At 58.9% G+C, this 22,426-nt stretch carries 23 protein-coding genes and 4 tRNA genes; 13 read left to right on the top strand and 14 right to left on the bottom strand.

Going from position 1 to position 22,426, the window contains the following annotated elements:
* Positions 1-33: 33 nt before the first annotated feature.
* The 4 genes from ACM6JQ_RS28220 to ACM6JQ_RS28205 all read right to left on the bottom strand — a co-directional run bounded on the left by ACM6JQ_RS28220 (position 34) and on the right by ACM6JQ_RS28205 (position 4,341).
* Complete coding sequence (locus ACM6JQ_RS28220) at positions 34-1,380, bottom strand: sigma-54-dependent transcriptional regulator (RefSeq protein WP_414895056.1); 1,347 nt, start codon at positions 1,378-1,380, stop codon at positions 34-36.
* On the bottom strand, positions 1,377-2,966 hold the full coding sequence (locus ACM6JQ_RS28215; protein ID WP_007909850.1) for a sensor histidine kinase: 1,590 nt from the start codon (positions 2,964-2,966) through the stop codon (positions 1,377-1,379). The genes ACM6JQ_RS28220 and ACM6JQ_RS28215 overlap by 4 nt, the downstream gene beginning before the upstream one ends.
* Positions 2,956-3,198, bottom strand: coding sequence for a PP0621 family protein (locus ACM6JQ_RS28210; RefSeq protein ID WP_007909852.1), 243 nt, complete (start codon positions 3,196-3,198; stop codon positions 2,956-2,958). Before ACM6JQ_RS28210 ends, ACM6JQ_RS28215 begins: the two co-directional genes overlap by 11 nt.
* Positions 3,199-3,324: 126 nt before the next feature.
* Positions 3,325-4,341: an outer membrane protein assembly factor BamD gene (locus tag ACM6JQ_RS28205; protein ID WP_007909854.1), complete on the bottom strand. Its 1,017-nt coding sequence runs from the start codon at positions 4,339-4,341 to the stop codon at positions 3,325-3,327.
* 151 nt (positions 4,342-4,492) lie between these two features.
* Here ACM6JQ_RS28205 and rluD point away from each other — a divergent pair, with 151 nt between their 5' ends.
* The 8 genes from rluD to ACM6JQ_RS28165 all read left to right on the top strand — a co-directional run bounded on the left by rluD (position 4,493) and on the right by ACM6JQ_RS28165 (position 11,373).
* Positions 4,493-5,455 carry a 23S rRNA pseudouridine(1911/1915/1917) synthase RluD gene (gene rluD, locus ACM6JQ_RS28200; RefSeq protein WP_007909858.1) on the top strand — a complete coding sequence of 321 codons (963 nt, stop codon included), beginning with the start codon at positions 4,493-4,495 and terminating at the stop codon, positions 5,453-5,455.
* Positions 5,452-6,174, top strand: a complete 723-nt coding sequence (pgeF, locus tag ACM6JQ_RS28195; RefSeq protein WP_123375915.1) for a peptidoglycan editing factor PgeF — start codon at positions 5,452-5,454, stop codon at positions 6,172-6,174. Before rluD ends, pgeF begins: the two co-directional genes overlap by 4 nt.
* A 130-nt stretch (positions 6,175-6,304) precedes the next feature.
* The gene (clpB, locus tag ACM6JQ_RS28190) at positions 6,305-8,869 is read left to right on the top strand and encodes an ATP-dependent chaperone ClpB (protein WP_007909871.1); all 2,565 of its coding nucleotides are present in this window, start codon (positions 6,305-6,307) and stop codon (positions 8,867-8,869) included.
* A gap of 297 nt (positions 8,870-9,166) precedes the next feature.
* Positions 9,167-9,242: transfer RNA gene (locus tag ACM6JQ_RS28185), tRNA-Asn, on the top strand.
* A gap of 9 nt (positions 9,243-9,251) precedes the next feature.
* A tRNA-Pro gene (locus tag ACM6JQ_RS28180) sits at positions 9,252-9,328 on the top strand.
* Positions 9,329-9,333: 5 nt separating this feature from the next.
* Positions 9,334-9,409, top strand: a tRNA-Lys gene (locus ACM6JQ_RS28175).
* 97 nt (positions 9,410-9,506) lie between these two features.
* Positions 9,507-9,583: transfer RNA gene (locus ACM6JQ_RS28170), tRNA-Pro, on the top strand.
* A 164-nt stretch (positions 9,584-9,747) separates the two neighbouring features.
* On the top strand, positions 9,748-11,373 hold the full coding sequence (locus tag ACM6JQ_RS28165; RefSeq protein ID WP_007909872.1) for a methyl-accepting chemotaxis protein: 1,626 nt from the start codon (positions 9,748-9,750) through the stop codon (positions 11,371-11,373).
* Between the two features lie 59 nt (positions 11,374-11,432).
* Here the strand turns inward: ACM6JQ_RS28165 and ACM6JQ_RS28160 are convergent, their stop codons facing one another.
* The 5 genes from ACM6JQ_RS28160 to ACM6JQ_RS28140 form a co-directional block, all read right to left on the bottom strand.
* Positions 11,433-11,840, bottom strand: a complete 408-nt coding sequence (locus ACM6JQ_RS28160) for a hypothetical protein (protein WP_016986236.1) — start codon at positions 11,838-11,840, stop codon at positions 11,433-11,435.
* Positions 11,841-12,156: 316 nt separating this feature from the next.
* Complete coding sequence (locus ACM6JQ_RS28155) at positions 12,157-13,455, bottom strand: NAD(P)/FAD-dependent oxidoreductase (protein ID WP_007909874.1); 1,299 nt, start codon at positions 13,453-13,455, stop codon at positions 12,157-12,159.
* Positions 13,456-13,518: 63 nt separating this feature from the next.
* Complete coding sequence (locus tag ACM6JQ_RS28150) at positions 13,519-13,692, bottom strand: DUF3094 domain-containing protein (protein ID WP_007909875.1); 174 nt, start codon at positions 13,690-13,692, stop codon at positions 13,519-13,521.
* 51 nt (positions 13,693-13,743) lie between these two features.
* Positions 13,744-14,271: an MOSC domain-containing protein gene (locus tag ACM6JQ_RS28145; protein WP_007909885.1), complete on the bottom strand. Its 528-nt coding sequence runs from the start codon at positions 14,269-14,271 to the stop codon at positions 13,744-13,746.
* Complete coding sequence (locus tag ACM6JQ_RS28140) at positions 14,268-14,894, bottom strand: DUF1780 domain-containing protein (RefSeq protein WP_007909887.1); 627 nt, start codon at positions 14,892-14,894, stop codon at positions 14,268-14,270. Before ACM6JQ_RS28140 ends, ACM6JQ_RS28145 begins: the two co-directional genes overlap by 4 nt.
* Positions 14,895-15,024: 130 nt before the next feature.
* Between ACM6JQ_RS28140 and ACM6JQ_RS28135 the strand changes: the two genes are divergently transcribed.
* The 3 genes from ACM6JQ_RS28135 (at position 15,025) to ACM6JQ_RS28125 (ending at position 16,459) form a co-directional block, all read left to right on the top strand.
* Positions 15,025-15,492, top strand: a complete 468-nt coding sequence (locus ACM6JQ_RS28135) for an FAD/FMN-containing dehydrogenase (RefSeq protein ID WP_414895055.1) — start codon at positions 15,025-15,027, stop codon at positions 15,490-15,492.
* The gene (locus ACM6JQ_RS28130) at positions 15,489-16,178 is read left to right on the top strand and encodes an energy-coupling factor ABC transporter permease (protein WP_095114082.1); all 690 of its coding nucleotides are present in this window, start codon (positions 15,489-15,491) and stop codon (positions 16,176-16,178) included. Before ACM6JQ_RS28135 ends, ACM6JQ_RS28130 begins: the two co-directional genes overlap by 4 nt.
* A gap of 65 nt (positions 16,179-16,243) precedes the next feature.
* Positions 16,244-16,459: a hypothetical protein gene (locus ACM6JQ_RS28125; protein WP_414895054.1), complete on the top strand. Its 216-nt coding sequence runs from the start codon at positions 16,244-16,246 to the stop codon at positions 16,457-16,459.
* 5 nt (positions 16,460-16,464) lie between these two features.
* Here ACM6JQ_RS28125 and yacG read toward each other — a convergent pair whose 3' ends face one another.
* Genes yacG through pilB form a run of 5 tightly spaced genes read right to left on the bottom strand, consistent with a single transcriptional unit; the run spans position 16,465 to position 21,076 of the window.
* Positions 16,465-16,665 (bottom strand): DNA gyrase inhibitor YacG, encoded by a 201-nt coding sequence (gene yacG / locus ACM6JQ_RS28120; RefSeq protein ID WP_007909902.1) that lies wholly within the window; start codon positions 16,663-16,665, stop codon positions 16,465-16,467.
* Positions 16,662-17,285: a dephospho-CoA kinase gene (gene coaE, locus ACM6JQ_RS28115; protein WP_414895053.1), complete on the bottom strand. Its 624-nt coding sequence runs from the start codon at positions 17,283-17,285 to the stop codon at positions 16,662-16,664. The genes yacG and coaE overlap by 4 nt, the downstream gene beginning before the upstream one ends.
* Complete coding sequence (locus ACM6JQ_RS28110) at positions 17,282-18,154, bottom strand: prepilin peptidase (protein WP_095114084.1); 873 nt, start codon at positions 18,152-18,154, stop codon at positions 17,282-17,284. The genes coaE and ACM6JQ_RS28110 overlap by 4 nt, the downstream gene beginning before the upstream one ends.
* A gap of 1 nt (position 18,155) precedes the next feature.
* The gene (locus ACM6JQ_RS28105) at positions 18,156-19,373 is read right to left on the bottom strand and encodes a type II secretion system F family protein (protein ID WP_007909905.1); all 1,218 of its coding nucleotides are present in this window, start codon (positions 19,371-19,373) and stop codon (positions 18,156-18,158) included.
* Positions 19,374-19,375: 2 nt separating this feature from the next.
* Positions 19,376-21,076 (bottom strand): type IV-A pilus assembly ATPase PilB, encoded by a 1,701-nt coding sequence (pilB, locus tag ACM6JQ_RS28100; RefSeq protein ID WP_007909906.1) that lies wholly within the window; start codon positions 21,074-21,076, stop codon positions 19,376-19,378.
* A 226-nt stretch (positions 21,077-21,302) separates the two neighbouring features.
* Here pilB and ACM6JQ_RS28095 point away from each other — a divergent pair, with 226 nt between their 5' ends.
* Positions 21,303-21,734 (top strand): pilin, encoded by a 432-nt coding sequence (locus ACM6JQ_RS28095; protein WP_007909907.1) that lies wholly within the window; start codon positions 21,303-21,305, stop codon positions 21,732-21,734.
* A gap of 297 nt (positions 21,735-22,031) precedes the next feature.
* Positions 22,032-22,388, top strand: coding sequence for a BON domain-containing protein (locus tag ACM6JQ_RS28090; RefSeq protein WP_414895052.1), 357 nt, complete (start codon positions 22,032-22,034; stop codon positions 22,386-22,388).
* Positions 22,389-22,426: the final 38 nt, after the last annotated feature.

Genomic DNA, 22,426 nt, shown 5'->3' with positions numbered 1-22,426 from the left:
AATGTGAGAGCGAGCTTGCTCGCGAAGGGGCCCTCAGTCCAAACCGAGTTTTTTCAGCCTGTAACGCATCGACCTGAACGATAGACTCAAGCGCTGCGCCGCCGCCGTACGATTCCAGCGCGTCTCCTCCAGCGCTTGCAGAATCAGCTTCCGCTCGACGTTCTCCAGGTAATCCTCAAGATTGTCGATCTGCGTCAGATCGGCAATCGCGCCATCCGCCGCGCAGTTCCCCTCGCTCAAGCGCAAATCCTCTGCCTCGATCGTGCGGTTTTCACACAAGGTGTGCGCCCGTTCGAGCACGTTTTCCAGCTCCCGCACATTCCCCGGAAACCGGTAATTCTTCAGCGCTTCCAACGCCTGCGGATGCAAGCGTGCTGCTGGTTGGCCGGTGTCCTTGGCGAGGCGCTTGAGCATATTGGCTGCCAGCACTTCAATGTCATCACGGCGCTCACGCAGGGACGGCACGCGCAATTCAATCACGTTCAGGCGGTAATAAAGGTCCTGACGAAAGCGTTCGGCCGCGACCTCGGCATCGAGGTCCTTGTGCGTGGCACAGAGGATCCGCACATCGACCACGCTTTCCTGCTGGCCGCCGACACTGCGCACGGCTTTTTCCTGAATCGCGCGCAGTAACTTCACTTGCATCGACAGCGGCAAGTCTGCCACTTCATCGAGGAACAACGTGCCGCCATGGGCCGCCTGAAACAGCCCCGGCTTGTCTTCGACCGCGCCGGTGAAACTGCCTTTGCGATGGCCGAAAAACTCGCTTTCCATCAGCTCCGAAGGTATTGCCCCACAGTTCACCGGCACGAACGGCTGGCTGGCGCGCGGCCCTTGTTCATGGATCAGCCGCGCGACCAGTTCCTTGCCACTGCCCGACTCGCCACTGATGTACACCGGCGCTTGGCTGCGAGCGAGTTTGTCGATTTGCTTGCGCAGACTGCGCATCGGCTGCGAATCGCCCAGCAAGCGCCGTTCTATCGTTGTAGAGCTGCCTCCTGCCGCCGGCATGCGCAGGGCCGTGCCGACCAGTTCGCGCAGGCGCGTGAGGTCGACCGGTTTGGTCAGGAAGTCGAAAGCACCTGCTTTCAAAGCGTTGATGGCCGTTTCCAGGCTGCCATAGGCGGTGATCATCGCCACCGGCAGTTGTGGATAACGTTGCTGGATGTGCTGCACCAGTTCCAGCCCCGTACCATCGGGCAGGCGCATGTCGGTCAGGCACAGATCGAAGTTCTCGCGGTTCAGCAGCGCCTGGGCTTCAGCCAGATTGCGTGCGCTGTAGGTGTCGAGCTTCATCCGTCCCAGAGTGATTTCCAGGAGTTCGCGGATGTCCGGTTCGTCGTCGACGATGAGGATTTTTTGCCGTGGGCTCGTATTCAACTTTGTTTCCGTCCGTGAGCAAAGGTGATGCGAAAGCAGCCGCCGCCTTGGCGTGATTGAAAGTCTAGGCGCGCTTGGTTGCTTTCGCACAGCTCACGGGACAGATAAAGCCCAAGGCCGGTGCCCTGGCTGCTGGTGGTAAAGAACGGTTCGAACAGATGCGCCTGTTCATCGGCAGGCACGCCGGGGCCGTTGTCCTGCACTTCAAGGACCGCCAACTGGCTCTCGGGATCGATGAACAGGGCCAGCCAGACTTGCGCCTGATCGTGCAGCAGGGCGCTGTGGCGCCAGCCGTTGCGTAACAGGTTGTCGAGAATTTGCGTGAGCTGGTTGGGGTCCATCAGCGTGGTGAAATCCCCCGAATTGATTCGCAGGTGAATCTGCTGGCGCTCGCTGGCCTGTTCGCGGCTTTCAACAACGAAGTTTTCCAGCCACGGCTTGAGATCCAGTCGTTGCGGGGCGCTCTGTTGGCGGCGAGACAGTTGCAGGACGTTTTCGATGACTCGGTTCATGCGCTGGGAGTGGTCTTGAATGATCTGCGTCAGACGCCGATCGGCGCTATCGAGTTCCTCGGATTCAGCCAATAGCTGTGCGGCGTGACTGATGGCGCCCAGCGGGTTGCGGATCTCATGGGAGATGCCAGCGGTCAGTCGCCCCAACGCAGCGAGTTTCAGTTGCTGAGCTTGTTGGGCGATTTGCGCGAGGTCTTCGAGAAACACCAGGGTTTGCTGGTTTGGGCTTTGTTCGAGGGCGATGAAACTCGGTTGCAGCTCCAGGCCGTTGCCGGGGATTTTCAGGCTCTGTGGGCGCAGGGTCGGGTTGTTCATCCACAGTTGCAGGCGATCAACCAGCGCCATCGAATAGTCATCGATCAGATGTCCCTGAAGTTGCGATTGCGCGAGCAGGGTTTGCGCGCTGTGGTTGGCCAGTTGCACCCGACGCGCCTCGTCGAGCACCAGAATGCCGGTGCGCATGCGTTGCAGGATCAGCGCGTTGAGGGCTTCGAGCCCCACCACTTCGCTGGCGCGTTGCTCGGCCAGGGTTTCGCTGACCTCCAGGCGTCGGATCAAGCCTTGCACCAACAGCGAGGCGGCAAAGCACAGAGCGCCGAGGGTGCCGGCCTGCAAGTATTCATTGGCGCTCAGGGGATGGTTGAAGCCGAGCAGGAAACTCGAGCCGACGATGCCCAGCGCACCGATAGCGGCGATCAACAGGCCGATGCGTCGCCGTAGCAGGGTGTTGCTGATCGCCACCGAGACAATCAGCAAATTACCCAGCGCACTGCCGACGCCGCCCGCAGCAAAGAACAATGCGCATAAAAGCAGGATATCGACGAGGGCCAGGCTGAATAGCTGCGCCGGCCGTCGTGTGTTCTCCAGGAACACCACCAACAGAATATTGAGGATCAGGTACAGCCAACTGCCACCGCGCAGCAGTTCGTCATTGGCCGACGTCAGCAGGCGGTTGTCCATGTTGCTGGAGATCAGCAGCACCAGGGTGATGCCGATGCTTAAGCGGTAGAGATGATAAAGGCGCAGCAGGCGCTGCGCCTGTTTGCTGTCGGCGTGGGTGGCCTCAGCGATCACTGGAGCCCGGGCCTTGCTCGAGGTGAGCCTGGCTGCAATACCACTGTTGTTGCACGCTCAGCGCACGGTCGCGCGGCAAATGTACGCCGCAATGGGCGCAGCGCACCATCGGTGGCGCGTCCTGTTCGCGATTTGGGCGATTGGATGGGTTGGACGCGGCAGGCGCCTTGAATTTACGCCACAACCATATCGCGGCAAAAATCACGACGATCCAGAACAATAAACGAAGCATGATGAGCGGCTTTTCGACTGATGATCCGGCAGTTTAGCCAAGGAGCTGACGAGCGCACAGCGGATTAAAGCGCAGAAATGAAAAAGGGAGATCCGCAGATCTCCCTTTTCTGTACCGCCGGTGTGATCAGTCGAACACGCCGAAAGTCATGTAGCTGAACCACGAGCGGTCGGTGTTGCTCGACTCTGGTTCCGGCTCTTCGATCACGTCGCCGTTTTCGTCTTTAGGCTTGAGCTCGTTCGGGATCGCGTCTTTCGCGTCCTGGAACTGCTTCTGCACGTCCTGGTTGGCGCGGGTTTCGCCCGGCGGCAGCGGTGGACGCGACTCGATCAGACCCAACGTCGCCTTGCTCAGGAACGAACGGTTGTCGGCTTCGGCAACCCGTGGCACGAACTGGCCGTCTTGCAGGCTCGGGTGGTTCGGGTAGTTGAGCTTCAGGGTTTCCAGGCTGGTGGCCGCCAGTTCGTCCAGGTGCAGGCGCTGGTAGGCTTCAGTCATCACTGCCAGGCCGTCGCCGACCGATGGGGTTTCCTGGAAGTTTTCCACTACGTAACGGCCACGGTTGGCAGCGGCTACATACGCCTGACGGGTCAGGTAGTAGTCGGCCACGTGGATTTCGTAAGCGGCCAGCAGGTTGCGCAGGTAGATCATGCGCTGCTTGGCGTCCGGCGCGTAGCGGCTGTTCGGATAACGGCTGGTCAGCTGTGCGAACTCGTTGTACGAGTCGCGGGCGGCGCCCGGGTCACGCTTGGTCATGTCCAGCGGCAGGAAGCGCGCCAGCAGGCCGACGTCCTGGTCGAAAGAGGTCAGACCTTTCAGATAGTAGGCGTAATCCACGTTCGGGTGCTGCGGATGCAAACGAATGAAACGCTCGGCGGCGGACTTTGCAGCTTCCGGCTCGGCGTTCTTGTAGTTGGCGTAGATCAGCTCCAGCTGTGCCTGATCGGCGTAGCGACCGAACGGATAACGCGACTCCAGAGCCTTCAGCTTGGCTGTGGCGCTGGTGTAGCTGTTGTTGTCCAGGTCAGTCTGAGCCTGCTGATACAGCTCGGCTTCGCTGAGGTTTTCGTCTACGACTTCCTTCGATGAGCAAGCAGCGGTCAATGCGAGGATGGCGATCAGCAGCAGGTGTTTCACTTGCATGGCGGCTTGCGTCCCTATGACGGCCGCTGTCTTGGGCGGGGCCGTCCTGTTATGATGAGCGCCCCGTTGAAAAGCCTCGGGGCAAAAGACGCCGTATTTAACCACAAGCGCGCAGCCGAAACCAAAAGCTGTGCCGACGCACAGTCAGAGCATGTCCGATAAAATTGAACTTCGCGCAGAGGTGCCGTCCGAATTGGGCGGCCAACGCCTCGATCAAGTCGCTGCCCAACTCTTCGCTGAGCACTCACGCTCGCGCCTTTCCGCCTGGATCAAAGAAGGTCGCCTGACTGTGGACGGGGCGGTCATCCGCCCTCGCGACATCGTGCACGGCGGTGCCATCCTTGAGCTGACTGCCGAGCAGGAAGCCCAGGGTGAATGGATCGCCCAAGACATCGAGCTCGACATCGTCTATGAAGACGACGACATTCTGGTGATCAACAAGCCTGCGGGCCTGGTGGTACACCCGGCTGCCGGTCACGCCGATGGCACCTTGCTCAACGCCTTGCTGCACCACGTGCCGGACATCATCAATGTCCCGCGTGCCGGCATCGTGCATCGTCTGGACAAGGACACCACCGGTCTGATGGTGGTGGCCAAGACCATTCAGGCGCAGACCAAGCTTGTTACTCAACTGCAGAGTCGCAGCGTCAGCCGCATCTATGAGTGCATCGTGATTGGTGTCGTGACCGCCGGGGGCAAGATCAACGCCCCGATCGGTCGTCACGGCCAGCAGCGCCAGCGCATGGCGGTGATGGAAGGTGGCAAGCCTGCCGTCAGCCACTACCGCGTGCTGGAGCGCTTCCGCTCCCACACCCACGTACGGGTGAAGCTGGAAACCGGTCGTACTCACCAGATTCGCGTGCACATGTCGCATATCAACTTCCCGTTGGTCGGTGATCCGGCGTATGGCGGCCGTTTCCGCATTCCGCCGGCGGCAAACCCGACGATGGTTGAGTCCCTCAAGCATTTCCCGCGTCAGGCCCTGCATGCGCGCTTCCTTGAACTCGATCATCCGACGACCGGTGTGCGCATGAGCTGGGAATCGCCGCTGCCAGAAGATTTCGTCTGGCTGCTGACCCTGCTCAAGCAGGATCGCGAGGCCTTCGTCGGATGAACTGGCTGACGCCGGACTGGCCTGCGCCGGCCAGCGTCAAAGCCTGCGTCACCACCCGCGAGGGCGGTGTCAGCGAGGCGCCGTTCGACAGCCTCAATCTCGGCGATCATGTCGATGATCGTCCTGAGGCTGTTGCCGAGAACCGACGGCGCCTGACCGATCACTTCTCTATACAGCCTGCCTGGTTGCAGCAAGTGCACGGGATTGCCGTGGCGCATGCTGATCCGGGCATTGTTGCGACCGCCGATGCCAGCTGGACGGCAACGCCGGGCATTGCCTGCGCGGCGATGACGGCAGACTGTCTGCCAGCATTATTCTGCGATCGTGCCGGTACTCGCGTCGCAGCGGCTCACGCCGGTTGGCGTGGTCTGGCGGCGGGTGTGCTGGAAGCGACCCTCGACAGCCTCAATGTTCCGGCTGAAGACGTTTTGGTCTGGCTCGGCCCGGCGATTGGCCCGAAGGCCTTTGAAGTCGGCCCGGAAGTGCGGGAAGTCTTTATTGATCAATTGCCCGCAGCGGCAGATGCCTTCGTGCCGAGCCACAATGCCGGCAAGTTCATGGCTGACATCTACTTGCTGGCGCGCCTGCGCCTGGCGGCTCGTGGTGTCACAGCGGTTTACGGCGGTGGCTTCTGCACCGTGACCGATCCACGCTTCTTCTCCTATCGCCGTGCTTCACGCACCGGTCGCTTCGCCTCCTTGGTTTGGCTCACCCGCTAGACTGTCTGATCTGCATCAACTGCCTGACGCTTGAATCTTGCAGAATCGACCGCATCTACAGTGGTATCTGGCAGGTTTCTTTATTCAGGATGGTTTTTTAGGTCCGGCCTGCTCAAAAGGAAGGTGACCCATGCGTATAGACCGTTTAACCAGCAAATTACAGTTGGCCTTGTCCGACGCCCAGTCGTTGGCTGTCGGCCACGATCATCCGGCCATCGAGCCGGCGCACTTGATGCAAGCCATGCTTGAACAGCAGGGTGGTTCGATCAAACCTCTGCTGATGCAGGTGGGCTTCGACGTCAACAGCTTGCGTAAAGAGCTGACCAAAGAGCTCGACCAATTACCAAAAATCCAGAACCCGACTGGCGACGTCAACATGTCGCAGGATCTGGCGCGCCTGCTTAACCAGGCTGACCGGCTGGCCCAGCAGAAGGGCGATCAGTTCATTTCCAGCGAACTGGTGTTGCTCGCGGCGATGGACGAGAACAGCAAGCTCGGCAAGTTGCTGCTCGGCCAGGGCGTGAGCAAGAAAGCTTTGGAAAACGCGATCAATAACCTGCGTGGCGGCGAAGCGGTTAACGACGCCAACCACGAAGAGTCGCGGCAGGCGCTGGATAAATACACCGTCGACCTGACCAAGCGCGCCGAAGACGGCAAGCTCGATCCGGTGATCGGTCGTGATGACGAAATCCGTCGCACCATTCAGGTTCTGCAACGCCGCACCAAGAACAACCCGGTGCTGATCGGCGAGCCCGGCGTGGGTAAAACCGCAATCGCCGAAGGCCTGGCGCAGCGCATCATCAATGGCGAAGTGCCGGACGGCCTTAAAGGCAAGCGTCTGCTCTCGCTGGATATGGGCGCGTTGATTGCCGGTGCCAAGTATCGCGGTGAGTTCGAAGAGCGCCTGAAATCGCTGCTCAACGAGCTGTCGAAGCAGGAAGGGCAGATCATTCTGTTCATCGACGAACTGCACACCATGGTCGGCGCCGGTAAGGGCGAAGGTTCGATGGACGCTGGCAACATGCTCAAGCCAGCACTGGCGCGCGGCGAGTTGCACTGCGTCGGTGCGACCACGCTCAACGAGTACCGCCAATATATAGAGAAGGACGCGGCGCTCGAGCGACGCTTCCAGAAAGTATTGGTGGATGAGCCAAGCGAAGAAGACACCATCGCCATCCTGCGGGGCCTCAAAGAGCGTTACGAGGTTCACCATAAAGTGGCGATCACCGACGGCGCGATCATCGCCGCGGCCAAGCTCAGCCATCGCTACATCACTGACCGGCAGTTGCCGGACAAGGCCATCGACCTGATCGACGAGGCCGCGAGCCGTATCCGCATGGAAATCGATTCCAAGCCGGAAGTGCTCGATCGTCTGGAGCGTCGCCTGATTCAGTTGAAGGTGGAATCCCAGGCGCTGAAGAAAGAAAGCGACGAAGCGGCGATGAAACGTCTGGAAAAACTCCAGGAAGAAATCGTCCGTCTGGAGCGCGAGTACTCGGACCTGGAAGAAATCTGGAACTCGGAGAAAGCCGAGGTGCAGGGTTCTGCGCAGATTCAGCAGAAGATCGAACAGTCGCGTCAGGAGCTGGAAGCCGCACGCCGTAAGGGCGACCTTAACCGCATGGCCGAGTTGCAGTACGGGGTGATCCCGGATCTGGAGCGTAGCCTGCAAATGGTCGATCAGCACGGCAAGAGCGAAAACCAACTGCTGCGCAGCAAAGTGACTGAAGAAGAAATCGCTGAAGTTGTATCGAAGTGGACCGGCATCCCCGTGTCGAAAATGCTCGAAGGCGAGCGCGACAAGCTGATGAAGATGGAAAGCCTGTTGCACAAACGCGTGATCGGCCAGGAAGAAGCGGTGGTTGCCGTCGCTAACGCTGTACGCCGTTCGCGTGCCGGGTTGTCCGATCCGAATCGTCCAAGCGGCTCGTTCATGTTCCTCGGCCCGACCGGTGTCGGTAAAACCGAACTGTGCAAGGCGCTGGCCGAATTCCTCTTTGATACGGAAGAGGCGATGGTGCGGATCGACATGTCCGAGTTCATGGAGAAACATTCCGTGGCGCGTCTGATCGGTGCGCCACCGGGATACGTCGGCTATGAAGAGGGCGGTTACCTGACCGAAGCGGTGCGTCGCAAGCCTTATTCGGTGATCCTGCTGGACGAAGTCGAGAAGGCTCACCCGGATGTGTTCAACATCTTGCTGCAAGTGCTTGAGGACGGTCGCCTGACTGACAGCCATGGCCGTACGGTGGACTTCCGCAATACCGTGATCGTCATGACTTCGAACCTGGGGTCGGTACAGATCCAGGAGCTGGTCGGTGATCGTGAAGCGCAGCGTGCTGCGGTGATGGATGCGCTGACGTCGCACTTCCGTCCGGAGTTCATCAACCGGGTCGACGAAGTGGTGATCTTCGAGCCACTGGCGCGGGATCAGATTGCGGGCATCACCGAGATCCAGTTGGGTCGCCTGCGTACGCGTCTGGCTGAGCGTGAGCTGAAGCTGGAACTGAGCCCGGAAGCGATGGACAAGCTGATCGCTGTCGGTTACGACCCGGTGTATGGCGCTCGTCCTTTGAAACGGGCGATTCAGCGCTGGATCGAAAACCCGCTGGCGCAATTGATCCTTTCGGGTCACTTCATGCCAGGCGACACCGCAACCGGCGTGGTTGAGAACGACGAAATCGTTTTCAACTAAGTCCAAACGCCAATGAAAATTGGCAGGCCCCACCTTGTGGGGCCTTTTTTTTCGTTAGGCTGTTGAACTCAAAGGAAAAGGCTTGTAAAGTGCGCCCCGCAGTCAGTCGCCAAGACGGTCTCAGCTCACTGAGTTGAAATCTGAAATAAGTTGCAAATCATTAACTTGAAAGCAATTTAGGGGGTTGACAGAGGTGTTCTAGGTTGTAGAATAGCGCGCCTCAGACACACGAACGCAGCGATGCGAACGAGTGCCTGGAAGCAACAAGTTTCACCGTTGTAAATTGAAATATGTAGTTCCGTGATAGCTCAGTCGGTAGAGCAAATGACTGTTAATCATTGGGTCCCAGGTTCGAGTCCTGGTCACGGAGCCAATTTCAAACCGGGGTATAGCGCAGTCCGGTAGCGCGCCTGCTTTGGGAGCAGGATGTCAGGAGTTCGAATCCCCTTACCCCGACCATTTTTGGGTCGTTAGCTCAGTTGGTAGAGCAGTTGGCTTTTAACCAATTGGTCGTAGGTTCGAATCCCACACGACCCACCATTTTTGAAACCAGTTAGCGCTGGGATCGAATCTTAAGATCAGAGGCCAAAAGCGCTGATCGAAGAAGGCGATCTTTGAAAGGTCGCCTTTTTTTTACCGGGGTATAGCGCAGTCCGGTAGCGCGCCTGCTTTGGGAGCAGGATGTCAGGAGTTCGAATCCCCTTACCCCGACCATATTAAAAATCCTCGTATCGAAAGATACGGGGATTTTTTTTGTCCGACAAAAACTCATTTCCCTTCAAGTCATCATACAACCTGCCGATAGCCCGCTAACACGAGGGGACTGCCATGGCTTTCGCCCCTTGAATCTGGCCAATACAAGAATAAGGGCGTGCGTCATGTTGCTTCGTCAGTTGAATATTGCTCCCCGGGCTGCCTTGGGATTTGCCCTGATTGCGGTGTTGGTCGCCTTGCTCGGCGTGTTTGCGCTGGGGCAGATGTCGAGTATTCGCGACAGTGAAGTTGCGGTAGAAAATCAGTGGCTGCCAAGCATTCGTGGCGGCGACGAGATTCGCGAGATCATGCTGCGCATTCGCACCATCTCGTTGCGCATGGCGCTGGACCAGGATGCGAACAATATCGCCACCTACCGCAGCCAGATGGACACCCGCGACAAGGAGCTGAGCGAGAAAATCGCCGCCTACGACAAACTGGTCAACACCCCGGAAGGCCAACAGTTATACGACCAGTTCAAAAAAACCTTCGCCGCGTATCGCAGCGGTATCGCTCAATCCTTCGCCCTTGCCGAGCAAGGCAAGCGTGATGAGCTGACCAAGTTGCTGTTGGTCGACATGAAAACTGTCGTCGATGGCTCCGGCAAACAACTCAACGACCTGGCAGACCTGTTTGCCAAACAGGTCGCGGCTGAAAGCCAGAAGTCCGCTGCGCACTACGAAAACTCGCGCACGATCGTCAGTTTGTTCATTGCGTTGGCCGCGCTGGCCACGGTGGCACTGGCGATGATGCTCACGCGCAGTATCGTTCGACCGCTGAGCAGTGCCGTGAGCGCCGCAGAAAGTGTGGCGCAGGGTGATCTGACCCGGCCGATCGAAACTCATGGCAACGATGAAGTCAGCCGTTTGCTCAAAGCCTTGGCGACCATGCAGCAAAACCTGCGCGAGACGCTGCAAGGCATCAGCGGTTCCGCCACGCAACTGGCGACCGCTGCCGATGAACTCAATGCGGTAACACTCGACAGTACGCAAGGGCTGCAACAGCAGAACCACGAAATCGAACAAGCCGCGACAGCGGTCAATCAGATGACGGCTGCGGTGGAAGAGGTCGCACGCAATGCGGTGTCGACCTCTGACGCGACCCGCCAGTCCAGCGAGTCGGCGCATCTGGGCCAGGTGCGTGTCAGTGAGACCGCCACGGCCATCAACGCACTGGCCAGCGATGTGCAACAGACCGGTGAGTTGGTGCAATCACTGGCCAACCAATCGCAGGACATCGGCAAAGTACTCGACGTGATTCGGGCGATCGCCGAGCAGACCAATCTGTTGGCGCTCAACGCGGCTATTGAAGCGGCGCGGGCCGGTGAGAGCGGGCGAGGTTTCGCCGTAGTGGCCGATGAAGTACGCGCGCTGGCTTATCGCACGCAGCAATCGACTCAGGAGATCGAGCAGATGGTCCAGGGCATGCGCAGCGGTTCGAGCCTGGCGCTGGATTCGATGCAGGCCAGTACCGCGCGGGCGACGACCACGCTGGCCTTGGCTGAGCGCGCCGGTGAGGCGCTGCAAACCATTACCGCGTCGGTGCATGAGATCCATGAGCGCAATCTGGTGATTGCCAGCGCTGCGGAAGAACAAGCGCAAGTCGCGCGGGAAGTGGACCGCAATCTGGTGAATATTCGGGATTTGTCGGTACGTTCTGCCGCCGGTGCCGACCAGACCAGCGCCTCCAGCCATGAGTTGTCGCAACTGGCCAATGCTTTGCAAGGCATGGTGCGGCGTTTCCAACTGTAAATAACCACACATGAAAAAGCCGCGCTTCTCACAGGAGAAGCGCGGCTTTTTTCTGCCGATCAGGCGCCGTCTTGATCTTTCAGGTGCTCGAACAGACCTTTTGGCATCTTCTTGCCGTTGGCTTCAAAGTTGGCCTTTACGTTGTTGTAGGCCTCTTGCTCGTCGATGAAACCGTCATGGTTGGTGTCGATCTTGTCGAAGTCGGACTTCGGCGCGACTTTGAGGAATTCGGCGCGGGAAACCTTGCCGTCACCATCGCTGTCAGTCTTGGCCATCGAAGCATCGCCGCATTTGCCTTCACCGCATTTGCCTTCCGGCGCTTTCACCGAGGTTTCCGCCGAGGCGACCATGTAGCCCTGTGCCAGTGGCTGGGCGGCAAACACCGATCCGGACAACATCAGCCCGCCAGCCAAGGCTGCGCCGATCAGGCCAATGGATTTTTTACCGAGGGTCGAAGTACGGGACATTTACATTCTCCTGGCTGCACAACGCAACCACACGTTAAGGACGAAAGCCTGAGCAGGTGTGCTCGGGTGTGGCCATTAAGCGGTGACGGTGTATCGCGACTGTGTCGCCAGGCGGGGGAGTTTGTAAGCGAAGGTGGGGAAAACGAGGGGGGATACAGTACGAAACAGATCTTTCGATCAACACAAAACAATGTGGGAGCGAGCCTGCTCCGGGCGGCGATCCGACGAATGCGTCAGATCAGTCGCATCAATAACGACTGACAGAACGCTTTCGTCGGATCGCCGCCCGGAGCAGGCTCGCTCCCACAGGTTTACATCAATGCAGTTTCAAACGCGGCTCGGTGCCACGGCCAATCTTGCTACCCAGCATCAACATCGCCGTGCGGAACGGCCCGTACAGCGCCATCTGGTGCATGCGGTACAGCGACACGTAAAACATTCGCGCCAGCCAGCCTTCAAGCATCACGCTGCCGGTCAGGTTGCCCATCAAGTTACCCACCGCCGAAAAACGCGACAGCGAGATCAGCGAGCCGTAGTCGGTGTACTTGTACTCCGGCAGGGTCTTGCCTTCGATGCGCAGCTTCAGCGACTTGGCCAGCAACGACGCCTGTTGGTGCGCGGCTTGCGCACGTGGCGGCACGTTACGGTCAGTGCCTGGTTGCGGGCACGCAGCGCAATCGCCGAAGGCAAAGATGTTCTCGTCGCGAGTGGTTTGCAGCGTCGGCAGCACTTGCAGCTGATTAATGCGATTGGTTTCCAGACCGTCGATGTCCTTGAGGAAACCTGGTGCGCGAATACCGGCAGCCCAGACTTTCAGGCTGGCCTTGATCTCATTGCCATCGGCCGTGATCAGACTGTCGGCGGTCACTTCGCTGACCGACGCGTTGGTCATGACCTTGACCCCGAGCTTTTCCAGGGTTTTGTGCACCGGCCCGCTGATACGCTCGGGCAGGGCAGGCAACACCCGTGGCCCGGCTTCGATCAGGGTGATGTGCATGTTTTCCGGTTTGATCCGGTCCAGACCATAAGCGGCCAACTCATGCGCAGCGTTATGCAGCTCTGCCGCAAGCTCGACACCGGTCGCACCAGCACCGACGATCGCCACGCTGATCTGCTCGACCACATCGGTTTGCCCGGCGTGTGCACGCAGGTAGTGATTCAACAGTTGCTGGTGAAAGCGCTCGGCCTGTTTGCGCGTGTCGAGGAACAGGCAGTGCTGCGCCGCGCCCTGAGTGCCGAAATCATTGGTGGTGCTGCCGACGCTGATCACCAGCGAGTCGTACTGCACTTCCCGCGCAGGCACCAGTTCTACGCCGTTTTCGTCGTAGGTTGCTGCCAGCTGGATTTTCTTCTGTGCGCGATCTAGCCCGCTCATGCGCCCTAGCTGAAACTCGAAGTGGTTCCATTTCGCCTGGGCAACATAGTTAAGTTCGTCTTCGGAAGAGTTCAGCGATCCGGCGGCCACTTCGTGCAGCAGCGGTTTCCAGATGTGCGTCAGGTTGGCGTCGACCAGCATCACACTGGCCGTGCCGCGTTTGCCCAGAGTCTTACCCAGGCGGGTAGCCAACTCCAGACCGCCGGCGCCGCCGCCGACAATAACAATACGATGGGACATAGGGATAACTCGCAAGGTTTTTAAAGGAAATCGGTGTCGTTACCCAAGCGAGCGCGAGGCAGCTCATAGCGTCAGGTAACTGATAAATCGGCTCAACAGGCCCAGACCAATGGTCACTGCCAGCACCAGCACCAGGAGCATCCACGGCCGGAAAGGCCGGCGCTCGACTCGGTGTTGGGACAGTTGCAGGTACTCTTCGACATGTTTCTGGTCTTCGGGGTTCAGGCGGCTGGTCATATTTGCCTCGTCAGGTAGACGTTGCTGAATGGACAGAAGCTACAGCGGTTTTTATCCGGGGTTGAACGCAGCATAGCCGCTGTCCGGAACCGGCTCGACGCTGACCCGGTCTTCGAGGCGAATGATCCCGCTTTGTAACACCCGCGCGGTAATTCCGCCATGTCCGCGCACCGCTTGAAAGGTGCCCGGGCCAAGGTTGTTCTGCAGGCGTGCGCAGGGCTGACACCAGCCCGTGGTTTCGAATATTGCCTGACCGATGCGAAAGCGCCGACCTTTCAGGCTAAACAAATTGATACCGCTGATAACAAGGTTGCGCCGCAGGTCTTCAGGCCTGACGGGTTGATCGTCGGGGCGGCCCATCAATGCGCTGATCACTGCCAGATGTTCCCACTGGATCAGCGTCACCTGCCGCGCGTTACGCACACCGGGACGGGCGTGATCGCCGGTCAGCCCTGCTTCCAGCCGCGCTTCCACCGCATCAAGTTCGATCATCGGCCCACGGGATTCCGGACGCACGCCGATCCAGCGCACGCGGCCGGTTTGCGGCACATCGGCGATCAATTGCTGCAGCGGCGTCACAGGCTGATCCCGACATCGAAAACAATGCTGCGACCGAGGTTGCTGCGCAGGAAGTCCGGTGCGTCCGGGTGGGCGAACAGCACACGGGCGAAGGTCGGGCCGACAAGAGATAACGAACGCCAGCCTTGGCGCAGATATTCGGTGGGCGGGGGGAAATGGCTGTTCAGATCCAGCACCTCACGTTTAAGACTGGCGAAGGCGATGATATCCAGTTCGCCCAGATCCATGCCGCGTTCCTTGTAGTTGTGGGCTTTTTTGCGCAGGGTCGGCGCCAGTCGCAGCAAGAATTCATTGGCCGGGATCCGTTTCGGTTTGGCTTCGCGGCGCACCAGTTGGCTGAGGGAAAAGGCGCTGCGGCGGCGCTGCAGTTCATCGCGCCATTCGTCGTTGAGTCGGCGCCCCTCGTCGAGCACGAAGAACACCTCGAAATTGGCATCGCGAAACAGCACGTCCGGCGGTTCGCCGGCCGGCGCGAATTCGTCGGCGCGGTAGGGAATGTTCAAGCCTTGCAGCAGGCGTTGGCAGACCCAACGCTCACGCTCCCATTTGCGGGCATTGGACAGAAAGGCGTTGGCCTGCTCGGCCGCGATGGTCAGCAGGCGTAAATAATCTGAGTCATCCATAAGCCCAAGCTTAGCGTTCAAATGCGACAAGCTGAAAGCGTTACGCGGCAAAGTGCATCAGTGGGCAGTCGAGAAGGGCGGTGTAGACTCATGGCAATCGATTATTTGCGCCAAACCGTGAGGACTCATCGTGAAATTTCGCTGGCTGCTGCTGTTTGCTGTTTTTCCGCTGTGTGCCCATGCACTCGAAACCGGCGAGCGTCTGGCTCCCTGGACGTTACTCGATCAGCACGAGCAACCCTTCACCCTCGACAACAGCACCACCACGCTGCTGGTGGCGCGCGATATGGAGGGCGCCAAACTGATCAAAGAAGCGTTGAAGGATCGGCCCAAGGGCTATCTGGAGGCGCGCCACGCAGTATTCGTTGCCGACATCCAGCGCATGCCGGCGCTGATTGCCAAAATGTTTGCCGTACCGGCCATGCGCGACTACCGCTATCGAGTCATGCTCGATCGAGAAGGTCGGGTTGCATCGCGCTATCCCGGCGCGGAAGGGCAGGTGTTGTGGTTGCAACTCAAGGACGGTCAATTGCTCTCGCAACGTGAATACGCCAACGCGAGCGAGCTGCGCGAGGCACTGGAGAAGGCGCGCCCATGATCGGCGTCGAGGTGCTGGCGACTGAAAGTCTGCTGCTGGGCTGGCTGATTTACTTGCCGGTGTTGCTCTGGGCGATCCTGCGTGCACCGTGGGTCGAGTTGTTCAGCGACAGCCGTCGTCAGCATCTGTTATTCGGAACCGTGTTCGCGCTGTTTCTGTTGTGGTTGATGCGCAGGGATTTCGATACCGGTGTGTCGTATCACTTCCTCGGCATGACGGCGGTGACCCTGCTGCTGGACTGGCCGCTGGCGATCGTCGGCGGGCTGGTGGCGCAAATCGGCCTGGTGCTGCTCGGGCGTCAGGATCTCGCGGCGATGGGGGTCAATGGTGCCTTGTTCATTTTGCTGCCGGTGCTGGTCACCGAGTGCGTGGCGATCCTCGTCGAGCGTGCGCAGCCGCGCAATCCGTTCGTGTACATCTTCTGTTCCGGATTTTTTGCCGCCGCGTTGTCGGCCCTGTTGTGCCTGATCCTCAGCCTGACGCTGCTGTGGTACGACGGCCTCTTCGCCATGCCGGAGTGGCTGGAAGACTTCATCGGTTACGTGTGGCTGATCATTTTCCCCGAGGCGTTCATCAACGGCATGATCGTCAGTGCGCTGGTGGTATTCAGCCCGGAATGGCTGGAGACCTTCAACCGCACGCGCTACCTTTCGGCGCCGTGGAAGGACGACGACCCCAAGTCTTGATCCACATCAAACCCGCCACGCGCGGGAAATTTCATGCTCGCGCAAATCTCTTCAGGAGCAGCGGCATGAGCGTTTACGAGTGGGCAAGGCAGGAAACCCGGCAGAGTCTGGACATGGCGCAGGAGGAGGGCTTTGACCCGGGGTTGAGTTTGCGCGCCTTGCTCAGTGCGGTGGTGCAGCAGAGCAAGGCCGTGCGCAACGCCGAAGACCTGGCCGACGAGTTGCGCTTTCTGGCGGAAAACCTCGACGACGATCAGGACTACGGCTTTATGCGGCCCTGAGAGGATCAGTGGCGCGGATCGAAGTCACCGGAAAACAGTTCGTCCTCGGCATCCGGTGCGACCGGAATTTTGTGTTCTTCCGACGCCCAGGCGCCGAGGTCGATCAGTTTGCAGCGATCGGAGCAGAACGGCCGAAACTTGTTTTCGGCGGTGAATTCTACGGGGGCGCCACAGGTCGGGCATTCAACGGTGGGGATCTGGCTCATGCTTGGCCTCCGGATAAAGTCAGGTAAAAGTGATGCAGACGCTCGACTTCGCTGTGCAGCCAGGCGAGATCGCGATCGTTGACCACCACGTCGTCGGCGCGGCTCACACGGTCTTCGCGGCTCGACTGAGCCTTGAGGATCGCCTGAACCTGCTGCTCGCTGGTCTGGTCACGCTGCAAGGTGCGTTCGATTTGCAATTGTTGCGGGGCGTCGATCACCAGGATGCGCTGGGTCATCGCGTATTGCCCGGATTCGATCAGCAGTGGCGAAACCAGAATCGCGTAAGGCGATTTTGCCAGCGCCAGGTGATGGGCGATTTCTTCGGCGATCAACGGATGCAGCAGCGCTTCGAGCCAGCGACGTTGCTCCGGCAATTCGAAGATCAGTTTGCGCAGGGCGGCGCGGTCCAGCGTGCCATCGGCCTGCAGCACGTCGGGGCCGAAGTGTTCGGCAATCTTTGTCAGCGCCGCACGCCCCGGTTCAACCACCCAGCGCGCCGCGTGATCGGCATCCACCACGTGGACACCCAAATCAATGAAGTGCTGAGCTGCCGCGCTTTTGCCGCTGCCGATGCCGCCGGTGAGGCCGAGAATCCAGGGTTTTTCCACAGGGGTATTCATTTCAAACCGACAAACTGCCAATAGAAGTCGGTTATTTGACCACCCCAGAGCAAGGCAATCCAGCCAGCAATTGCCAGCCACGGGCCAAAGGGTATCGGCGTGGAGGTTTTCTCATTGCGCAAGCGCAGTAAAACCACCCCGATAATGGCGCCCACCAGCGATGACAGCAGGATGGTCAGCGGCAGAATCTGCCAGCCGCCCCACGCGCCGAGCAGCGCCAGCAACTTGAAATCACCGTGACCGATGCCGTCCTTGCCGGTCAGCAGTTTGAACAGCCAGAACACCGACCACAGCGTCAGGTAACCGGCCACCGCGCCCCACAGCGCATCGTGCAACGACACGAACAGGCCGAAGCTGTTGACGATCAACCCCAGCCACAGCAGCGGCAGCACCAGCACATCGGGCAGCAGTTGATGTTCGGTGTCGATCAGACTCATCGCCAGCAAACCCCACGTCAGGACAATCAGCAGGCATGCCGACCAACCGAAGCCGATATGCCAGGCGATGAAGGCAGAGAGCAGCCCGCAAGCCAGTTCGGTCAGTGGATATCGTTTGCTGATGGGCGCAGCACACGCGGAACAACGCCCGCGCAGCCACAGATAACTGAGCAGGGGAACGTTCTCCCACGGGCGAATGCGATGGGCGCAATGTGGGCACTCGGAGTGCGGCAGCATCAGGTTGTAGGTGGGCAGCGGCGTTTCGCCGGGCAAACCGAGCACGTCGTGGGCCTGCTGGCGCCAATCGCGTTCGAGCATTTTCGGCAGGCGCCAGATCAGCACGTTAAGGAAACTGCCGACCACCAGACCCAGCAGCAGGGCGGTGAAAACAAAGGCCAGTGGATACAGGGCGAACAGTTCGTCGATAGGCATGTCAGATCGCTGAGCCGAGTTGGAAGATCGGCAGGTACATGGCCACCACCAGCCCGCCGACGATAACGCCTAGCACCACCATGATGAACGGCTCCATCAGGCTGGTGAGGTTGTCGACCATGTTATCCACTTCCTCTTCGTAAAAGCCTGCAACCTTGTCGAGCATTTCATCTAGCGCCCCCGACTCTTCGCCAATTGCGGTCATCTGCACGGCCATGTTGGGAAAGACCCCGGTGCTGCGCATCGAAAAATTCAACTGCATGCCGGTGGAGACGTCCTGACGAATCCGCAACACGGCACGCTTGAACACCACGTTGCCGGTGGCGCCGGCCACTGAGTCGAGCGCTTCCACCAGCGGCACACCGGCAGCGAATGTGGTCGACAGGGTTCGAGCGAATCGCGCCACCGCAGACTTGTACATCAGCGTGCCCACCAAGGGCAGTTTCAACAGCCAGGTGTCTTTGCGGTCGCGTAATGCCTGAGATGTTTTCAGTGCATGGCGGGTACCAAAGATCGCCGCGACCAGCGCGCCGAGCATCGCCCACCACCATTGCTGCATGAATTCCGACAGGCTGATCACCATCAGGGTGAAGGCCGGCAGTTCGGCGCCGAACCCCGAGAACACCGACTGGAATTGCGGCACCACTTTGACCAGCAGGATCCCGGTCACGACTGCCGCCACCAGCACCACGGCGGTGGGGTAGGTCATGGCTTTTTTGATTTTGGCCTTGAGCCGTTCGCTTTTTTCCTTATAGGTCGCGACGCGTTCCAGCAACGTGTCGAGGGCGCCGGACTGCTCGCCCGCATCGACCAGATTGCAATACAACTCGTCGAAATACTGCGGCTTCTTGCGCAGGGCTGTGGCGAAGCTGTTTCCGGCCGCGACCTCCTGTTTTATCTCGTCCACCAGCTTGCGCATGGCCGGGTTTTCAAAGCCTTCGCCAATGATGTCGAACGACTGCAGCAGCGGCACACCGGCCTTCATCATGGTCGCCATCTGCCGGGTGAACAGAGCGATGTCCTGGGCCTTGATGCGTTTGCCAAAACTCAACAACGATGCGGATTTTTTGCGTACCTTGCCGGGACTGATCCCCTGTTTACGCAGTTGTGCCTTGATCAGTGCCGGATTCTGTCCACTGAGTTCACCGGTGACTTTGCTGCCTTTCCTGTCCGTACCTTCCCAGGCATAGATACTGATTTTCGCTGCCTTGACCGCCATGTTCAGTCCTTGGTGACCCGGTTGATTTCTTCAAGGCTGGTGATGCCTTGCATGGCCTTGTGCAGCCCGGAGGTGCGCAGGTCGTCGAAGCCGTCGCGGCGCATCTGCAGGTCGATTTCCAGCGAGTTGCCTTCGGCCATGATCAAGTGTTGCAGTGCTGGTGTGTTCTTCACCACTTCATATATTCCCACGCGTCCTTTGTAGCCGCCGTTGCAGTGATCGCAACCGACCGGCTCGTAGATCGTGAAATGGCCGATGCGTTCCTCGGGGAAACCTTCCTTGATCAAGGTTTCGCGCGGGATCTCGATGGCTTTCTTGCAGTGACTGCACAGTTTGCGCGCCAGGCGCTGGGCAATGATCAGGCTGACCGAGGTGGCAATGTTGAAGCCGGGAATGCCCATGTTGTGCAGGCGCGTCAGGGTTTCCGCGGCGCTGTTGGTGTGCAGGGTCGAGAGCACCAGGTGACCGGTCTGCGCAGCTTTGATCGCGATCTCGGCGGTTTCCAGGTCGCGGATCTCACCGACCATGATCACGTCCGGGTCCTGGCGCAGAAACGAGCGCAACGCCTGAGCAAAGTCGAGTCCTTGTTTAGGATTGACGTTGACCTGGTTGATGCCTTCCATGTTTATCTCCACCGGGTCTTCGGCGGTGGAGATGTTGATGTCGACGGTATTGAGGATATTCAGGCCGGTGTAGAGCGACACGGTTTTACCCGACCCGGTGGGGCCGGTGACCAGAATCATGCCCTGTGGCTGCTTGAGTGCGGCCATGTACAGATCCTTTTGCTCGGGCTCATAGCCGAGGGCGTCGATACCGATCTGCGCGCTGGACGGGTCGAGAATCCGGATCACCACTTTTTCGCCCCACAACGTGGGCAGCGTGTTGACCCGGAAATCGATCGACTTGCTTTTCGACAGGCGCATCTTGATCCGCCCGTCCTGGGGTTTGCGCCGTTCCGAAATATCGAGGCTGGCCATGACCTTCAGGCGTGCCGCGATGCGCCCGGCCAGTTGAATCGGTGGCTTGGCCACCTCGCGCAGGATGCCGTCGGTGCGCACCCGCACCCGGTAGTTTTTCTCGTAAGGCTCAAAATGCAAATCGGACGAGCCGCTCTTGATCGCATCGAGCAGCATCTTGTGCACGAAACGCACCACTGGCGCATCGTCGGCATCGAGGCCACCGATGGCGTCCTGCTTGCTGTCGTCGACGGATTCGACATCGAGGCCGTCAAGATCGACATCGGCCATGTCTTCCAGGCCACTGCTGTGGGTGTCGAAGAACTTCTCGATGGCATCGGTGAGCTTGTCGTCCTCGACCAGAATGGCTTCGGTGCTCAGCCCGGTGCTGAACTGAATGTCGTTGATCGCTTGATGGTTGCTCGGGTCGGAAATGCCCACGAACAGTTTATTGCCGCGCCGCCACAGGGGCAGGGCATGGTGCTGACGCACCAGTTTTTCGCTGACCAGGCCTTTGGGTTGGGTTTCCTTGTCGAGGCAATTGAGATCAAGGAACGCCATGCCGAAATGCTCGCTGGCAATCTCGGCCACTTGCCAGCTCTTGACCAGTTTGTTCTGCACCAGATAGCTGACCAGCGACAGGCGATTGCGCTGGGCCTGTTGCCAGGCTTGCTGGGCGCTTTTTTCCGTGAGCAGTTCGGCCTGGACCAATTGCTTGGCCAGACCGCTCAGAGCGATGTCATTCATGGGAATTCCGCACACTTGCAGTTCATGACTTATAGCCTAGTCAAGTGACAGCGCCAAACACGGCGGGTGCAGGTGACAAAAAGTGTCAGATAGTGCGGTTGCGGGTTGTAGGAAATGGCGTTGTAGGTGGTTCGCGCCCAAGGGGCAGGGCCTCGAAGGCATTGGCATGGCCTATGCTGCGTCCCTTTCAGATCATGAGATTTCGACTCATGCATGGAGCGTGTCTATGAAAAAACAACAAGGTTTTACGCTGATCGAGCTGTTGATCGTGGTGGCGATCATCGGGATTCTGGCGACCATCGCCCTGCCGCAGTATTCCAAGTATCAGGCGCGGTCGAAGGTGACGGCGGGGCTGGCGGAGATCAGTGCGATGAAAGTGCCGTTCGAAGACACCATCAACCAAGGTACCGATCCGACGCTGACGCTGGTGGCCGGTAGTGCCACGGTCACAACGTCAAATTGCGCCGTGACCGCATCGGGCACCGCTTCGACCGGGGCCGGCACCATTGTCTGCACAATCAAGAACGCTCCTGGCCCTGTTCTGGACAAAACCATCACCTTGACCCGTTCATCGGGCACCGGTGCTGGCGTCTGGACTTGCGGCACCACTGTGGCGCCGGACTATTCGCCAAAAGGCTGCACCGCCAGCGGTACATAAGTTGAATGTGTGCTGAACAGAATGCCCCGCAGTGCGGGGCATTTTTCATTGCGCGACACTTCACAAAAGCTTCAATAATTTCAGCGTCTTAGGAACTTTCCAAAAAACCGCAACTTGCATGTGAATATTGCGCATGTCATGCAAATTGCATGATTCCGAAAATTTGCATTAACTGTAAGTTGTTGATTTACAAAGATATTGTATTGATCGAAAAGTTGGCACAGCGTTCGCAACTACCTTGGTAACCCTGCTGACAAGACAACCAGCAGACTTTCCAGAAAAACAGGAGTTACTCGTATGAAGAAGTTCGCTATCACTGCCGCTGCTGCTACCGCGCTGACCCTGACCATGGCTTCCGGTGCATTCGCACAATCCACTCAGGCTACCCAGGCTCCAATGACTCTGGCTGCCGGTGAAGTCACCAAGGCGAAAGAAGCTACTTCCGACACCTGGATCACCACCAAAGTCAAAAGTGATCTGGTCACCGAAAAAGGCATTCCAGGTACCGACATCAAAGTAGAAACCAACAAAGGCGTTGTGTCGCTGTCGTCTGATGTAGCTATTACTGAAGCGCAGAAGACCACTGCTGTGAACATCACCAAGAAAATCAAAGGCGTACAAGCGGTCTCCGCTGACGGCCTGAAAGCCGAGTAAGGCATGACTTCTCGCCTGGACCGGGAGAAGGCGCGACA

The organism is Pseudomonas sp. IT-232MI5 (assembly GCF_949767845.1).
GTDB lineage: Bacteria > Pseudomonadota > Gammaproteobacteria > Pseudomonadales > Pseudomonadaceae > Aquipseudomonas.
This window is presented reverse-complemented; position numbering and strand designations above follow the sequence as displayed.

Bases quoted from the DNA above. Each gene is read 5' to 3' on its own strand.
- coaE (WP_414895053.1), bottom strand. From the start codon at position 17,285: ATGAATACCCCTGTGGAAAAACCCTGGATTCTCGGCCTCACCGGCGGC.
- ACM6JQ_RS28090 (WP_414895052.1), top strand. From the start codon at position 22,032: ATGAAGAAGTTCGCTATCACTGCCGCTGCTGCTACCGCGCTGACCCTG.
- ACM6JQ_RS28140 (WP_007909887.1), bottom strand. From the start codon at position 14,894: ATGGATGACTCAGATTATTTACGCCTGCTGACCATCGCGGCCGAGCAG.
- ACM6JQ_RS28150 (WP_007909875.1), bottom strand. From the start codon at position 13,692: ATGACCAGCCGCCTGAACCCCGAAGACCAGAAACATGTCGAAGAGTAC.
- ACM6JQ_RS28160 (WP_016986236.1), bottom strand. From the start codon at position 11,840: ATGTCCCGTACTTCGACCCTCGGTAAAAAATCCATTGGCCTGATCGGC.
- clpB (WP_007909871.1), top strand. From the start codon at position 6,305: ATGCGTATAGACCGTTTAACCAGCAAATTACAGTTGGCCTTGTCCGAC.
- ACM6JQ_RS28165 (WP_007909872.1), top strand. From the start codon at position 9,748: ATGTTGCTTCGTCAGTTGAATATTGCTCCCCGGGCTGCCTTGGGATTT.
- pgeF (WP_123375915.1), top strand. From the start codon at position 5,452: ATGAACTGGCTGACGCCGGACTGGCCTGCGCCGGCCAGCGTCAAAGCC.
- ACM6JQ_RS28105 (WP_007909905.1), bottom strand. From the start codon at position 19,373: ATGGCGGTCAAGGCAGCGAAAATCAGTATCTATGCCTGGGAAGGTACG.
- rluD (WP_007909858.1), top strand. From the start codon at position 4,493: ATGTCCGATAAAATTGAACTTCGCGCAGAGGTGCCGTCCGAATTGGGC.
- ACM6JQ_RS28210 (WP_007909852.1), bottom strand. From the start codon at position 3,198: ATGCTTCGTTTATTGTTCTGGATCGTCGTGATTTTTGCCGCGATATGG.
- pilB (WP_007909906.1), bottom strand. From the start codon at position 21,076: ATGAATGACATCGCTCTGAGCGGTCTGGCCAAGCAATTGGTCCAGGCC.
- ACM6JQ_RS28095 (WP_007909907.1), top strand. From the start codon at position 21,303: ATGAAAAAACAACAAGGTTTTACGCTGATCGAGCTGTTGATCGTGGTG.
- ACM6JQ_RS28205 (WP_007909854.1), bottom strand. From the start codon at position 4,341: ATGCAAGTGAAACACCTGCTGCTGATCGCCATCCTCGCATTGACCGCT.
- ACM6JQ_RS28155 (WP_007909874.1), bottom strand. From the start codon at position 13,455: ATGTCCCATCGTATTGTTATTGTCGGCGGCGGCGCCGGCGGTCTGGAG.
- yacG (WP_007909902.1), bottom strand. From the start codon at position 16,665: ATGAGCCAGATCCCCACCGTTGAATGCCCGACCTGTGGCGCCCCCGTA.
- ACM6JQ_RS28125 (WP_414895054.1), top strand. From the start codon at position 16,244: ATGAGCGTTTACGAGTGGGCAAGGCAGGAAACCCGGCAGAGTCTGGAC.
- ACM6JQ_RS28130 (WP_095114082.1), top strand. From the start codon at position 15,489: ATGATCGGCGTCGAGGTGCTGGCGACTGAAAGTCTGCTGCTGGGCTGG.
- ACM6JQ_RS28110 (WP_095114084.1), bottom strand. From the start codon at position 18,154: ATGCCTATCGACGAACTGTTCGCCCTGTATCCACTGGCCTTTGTTTTC.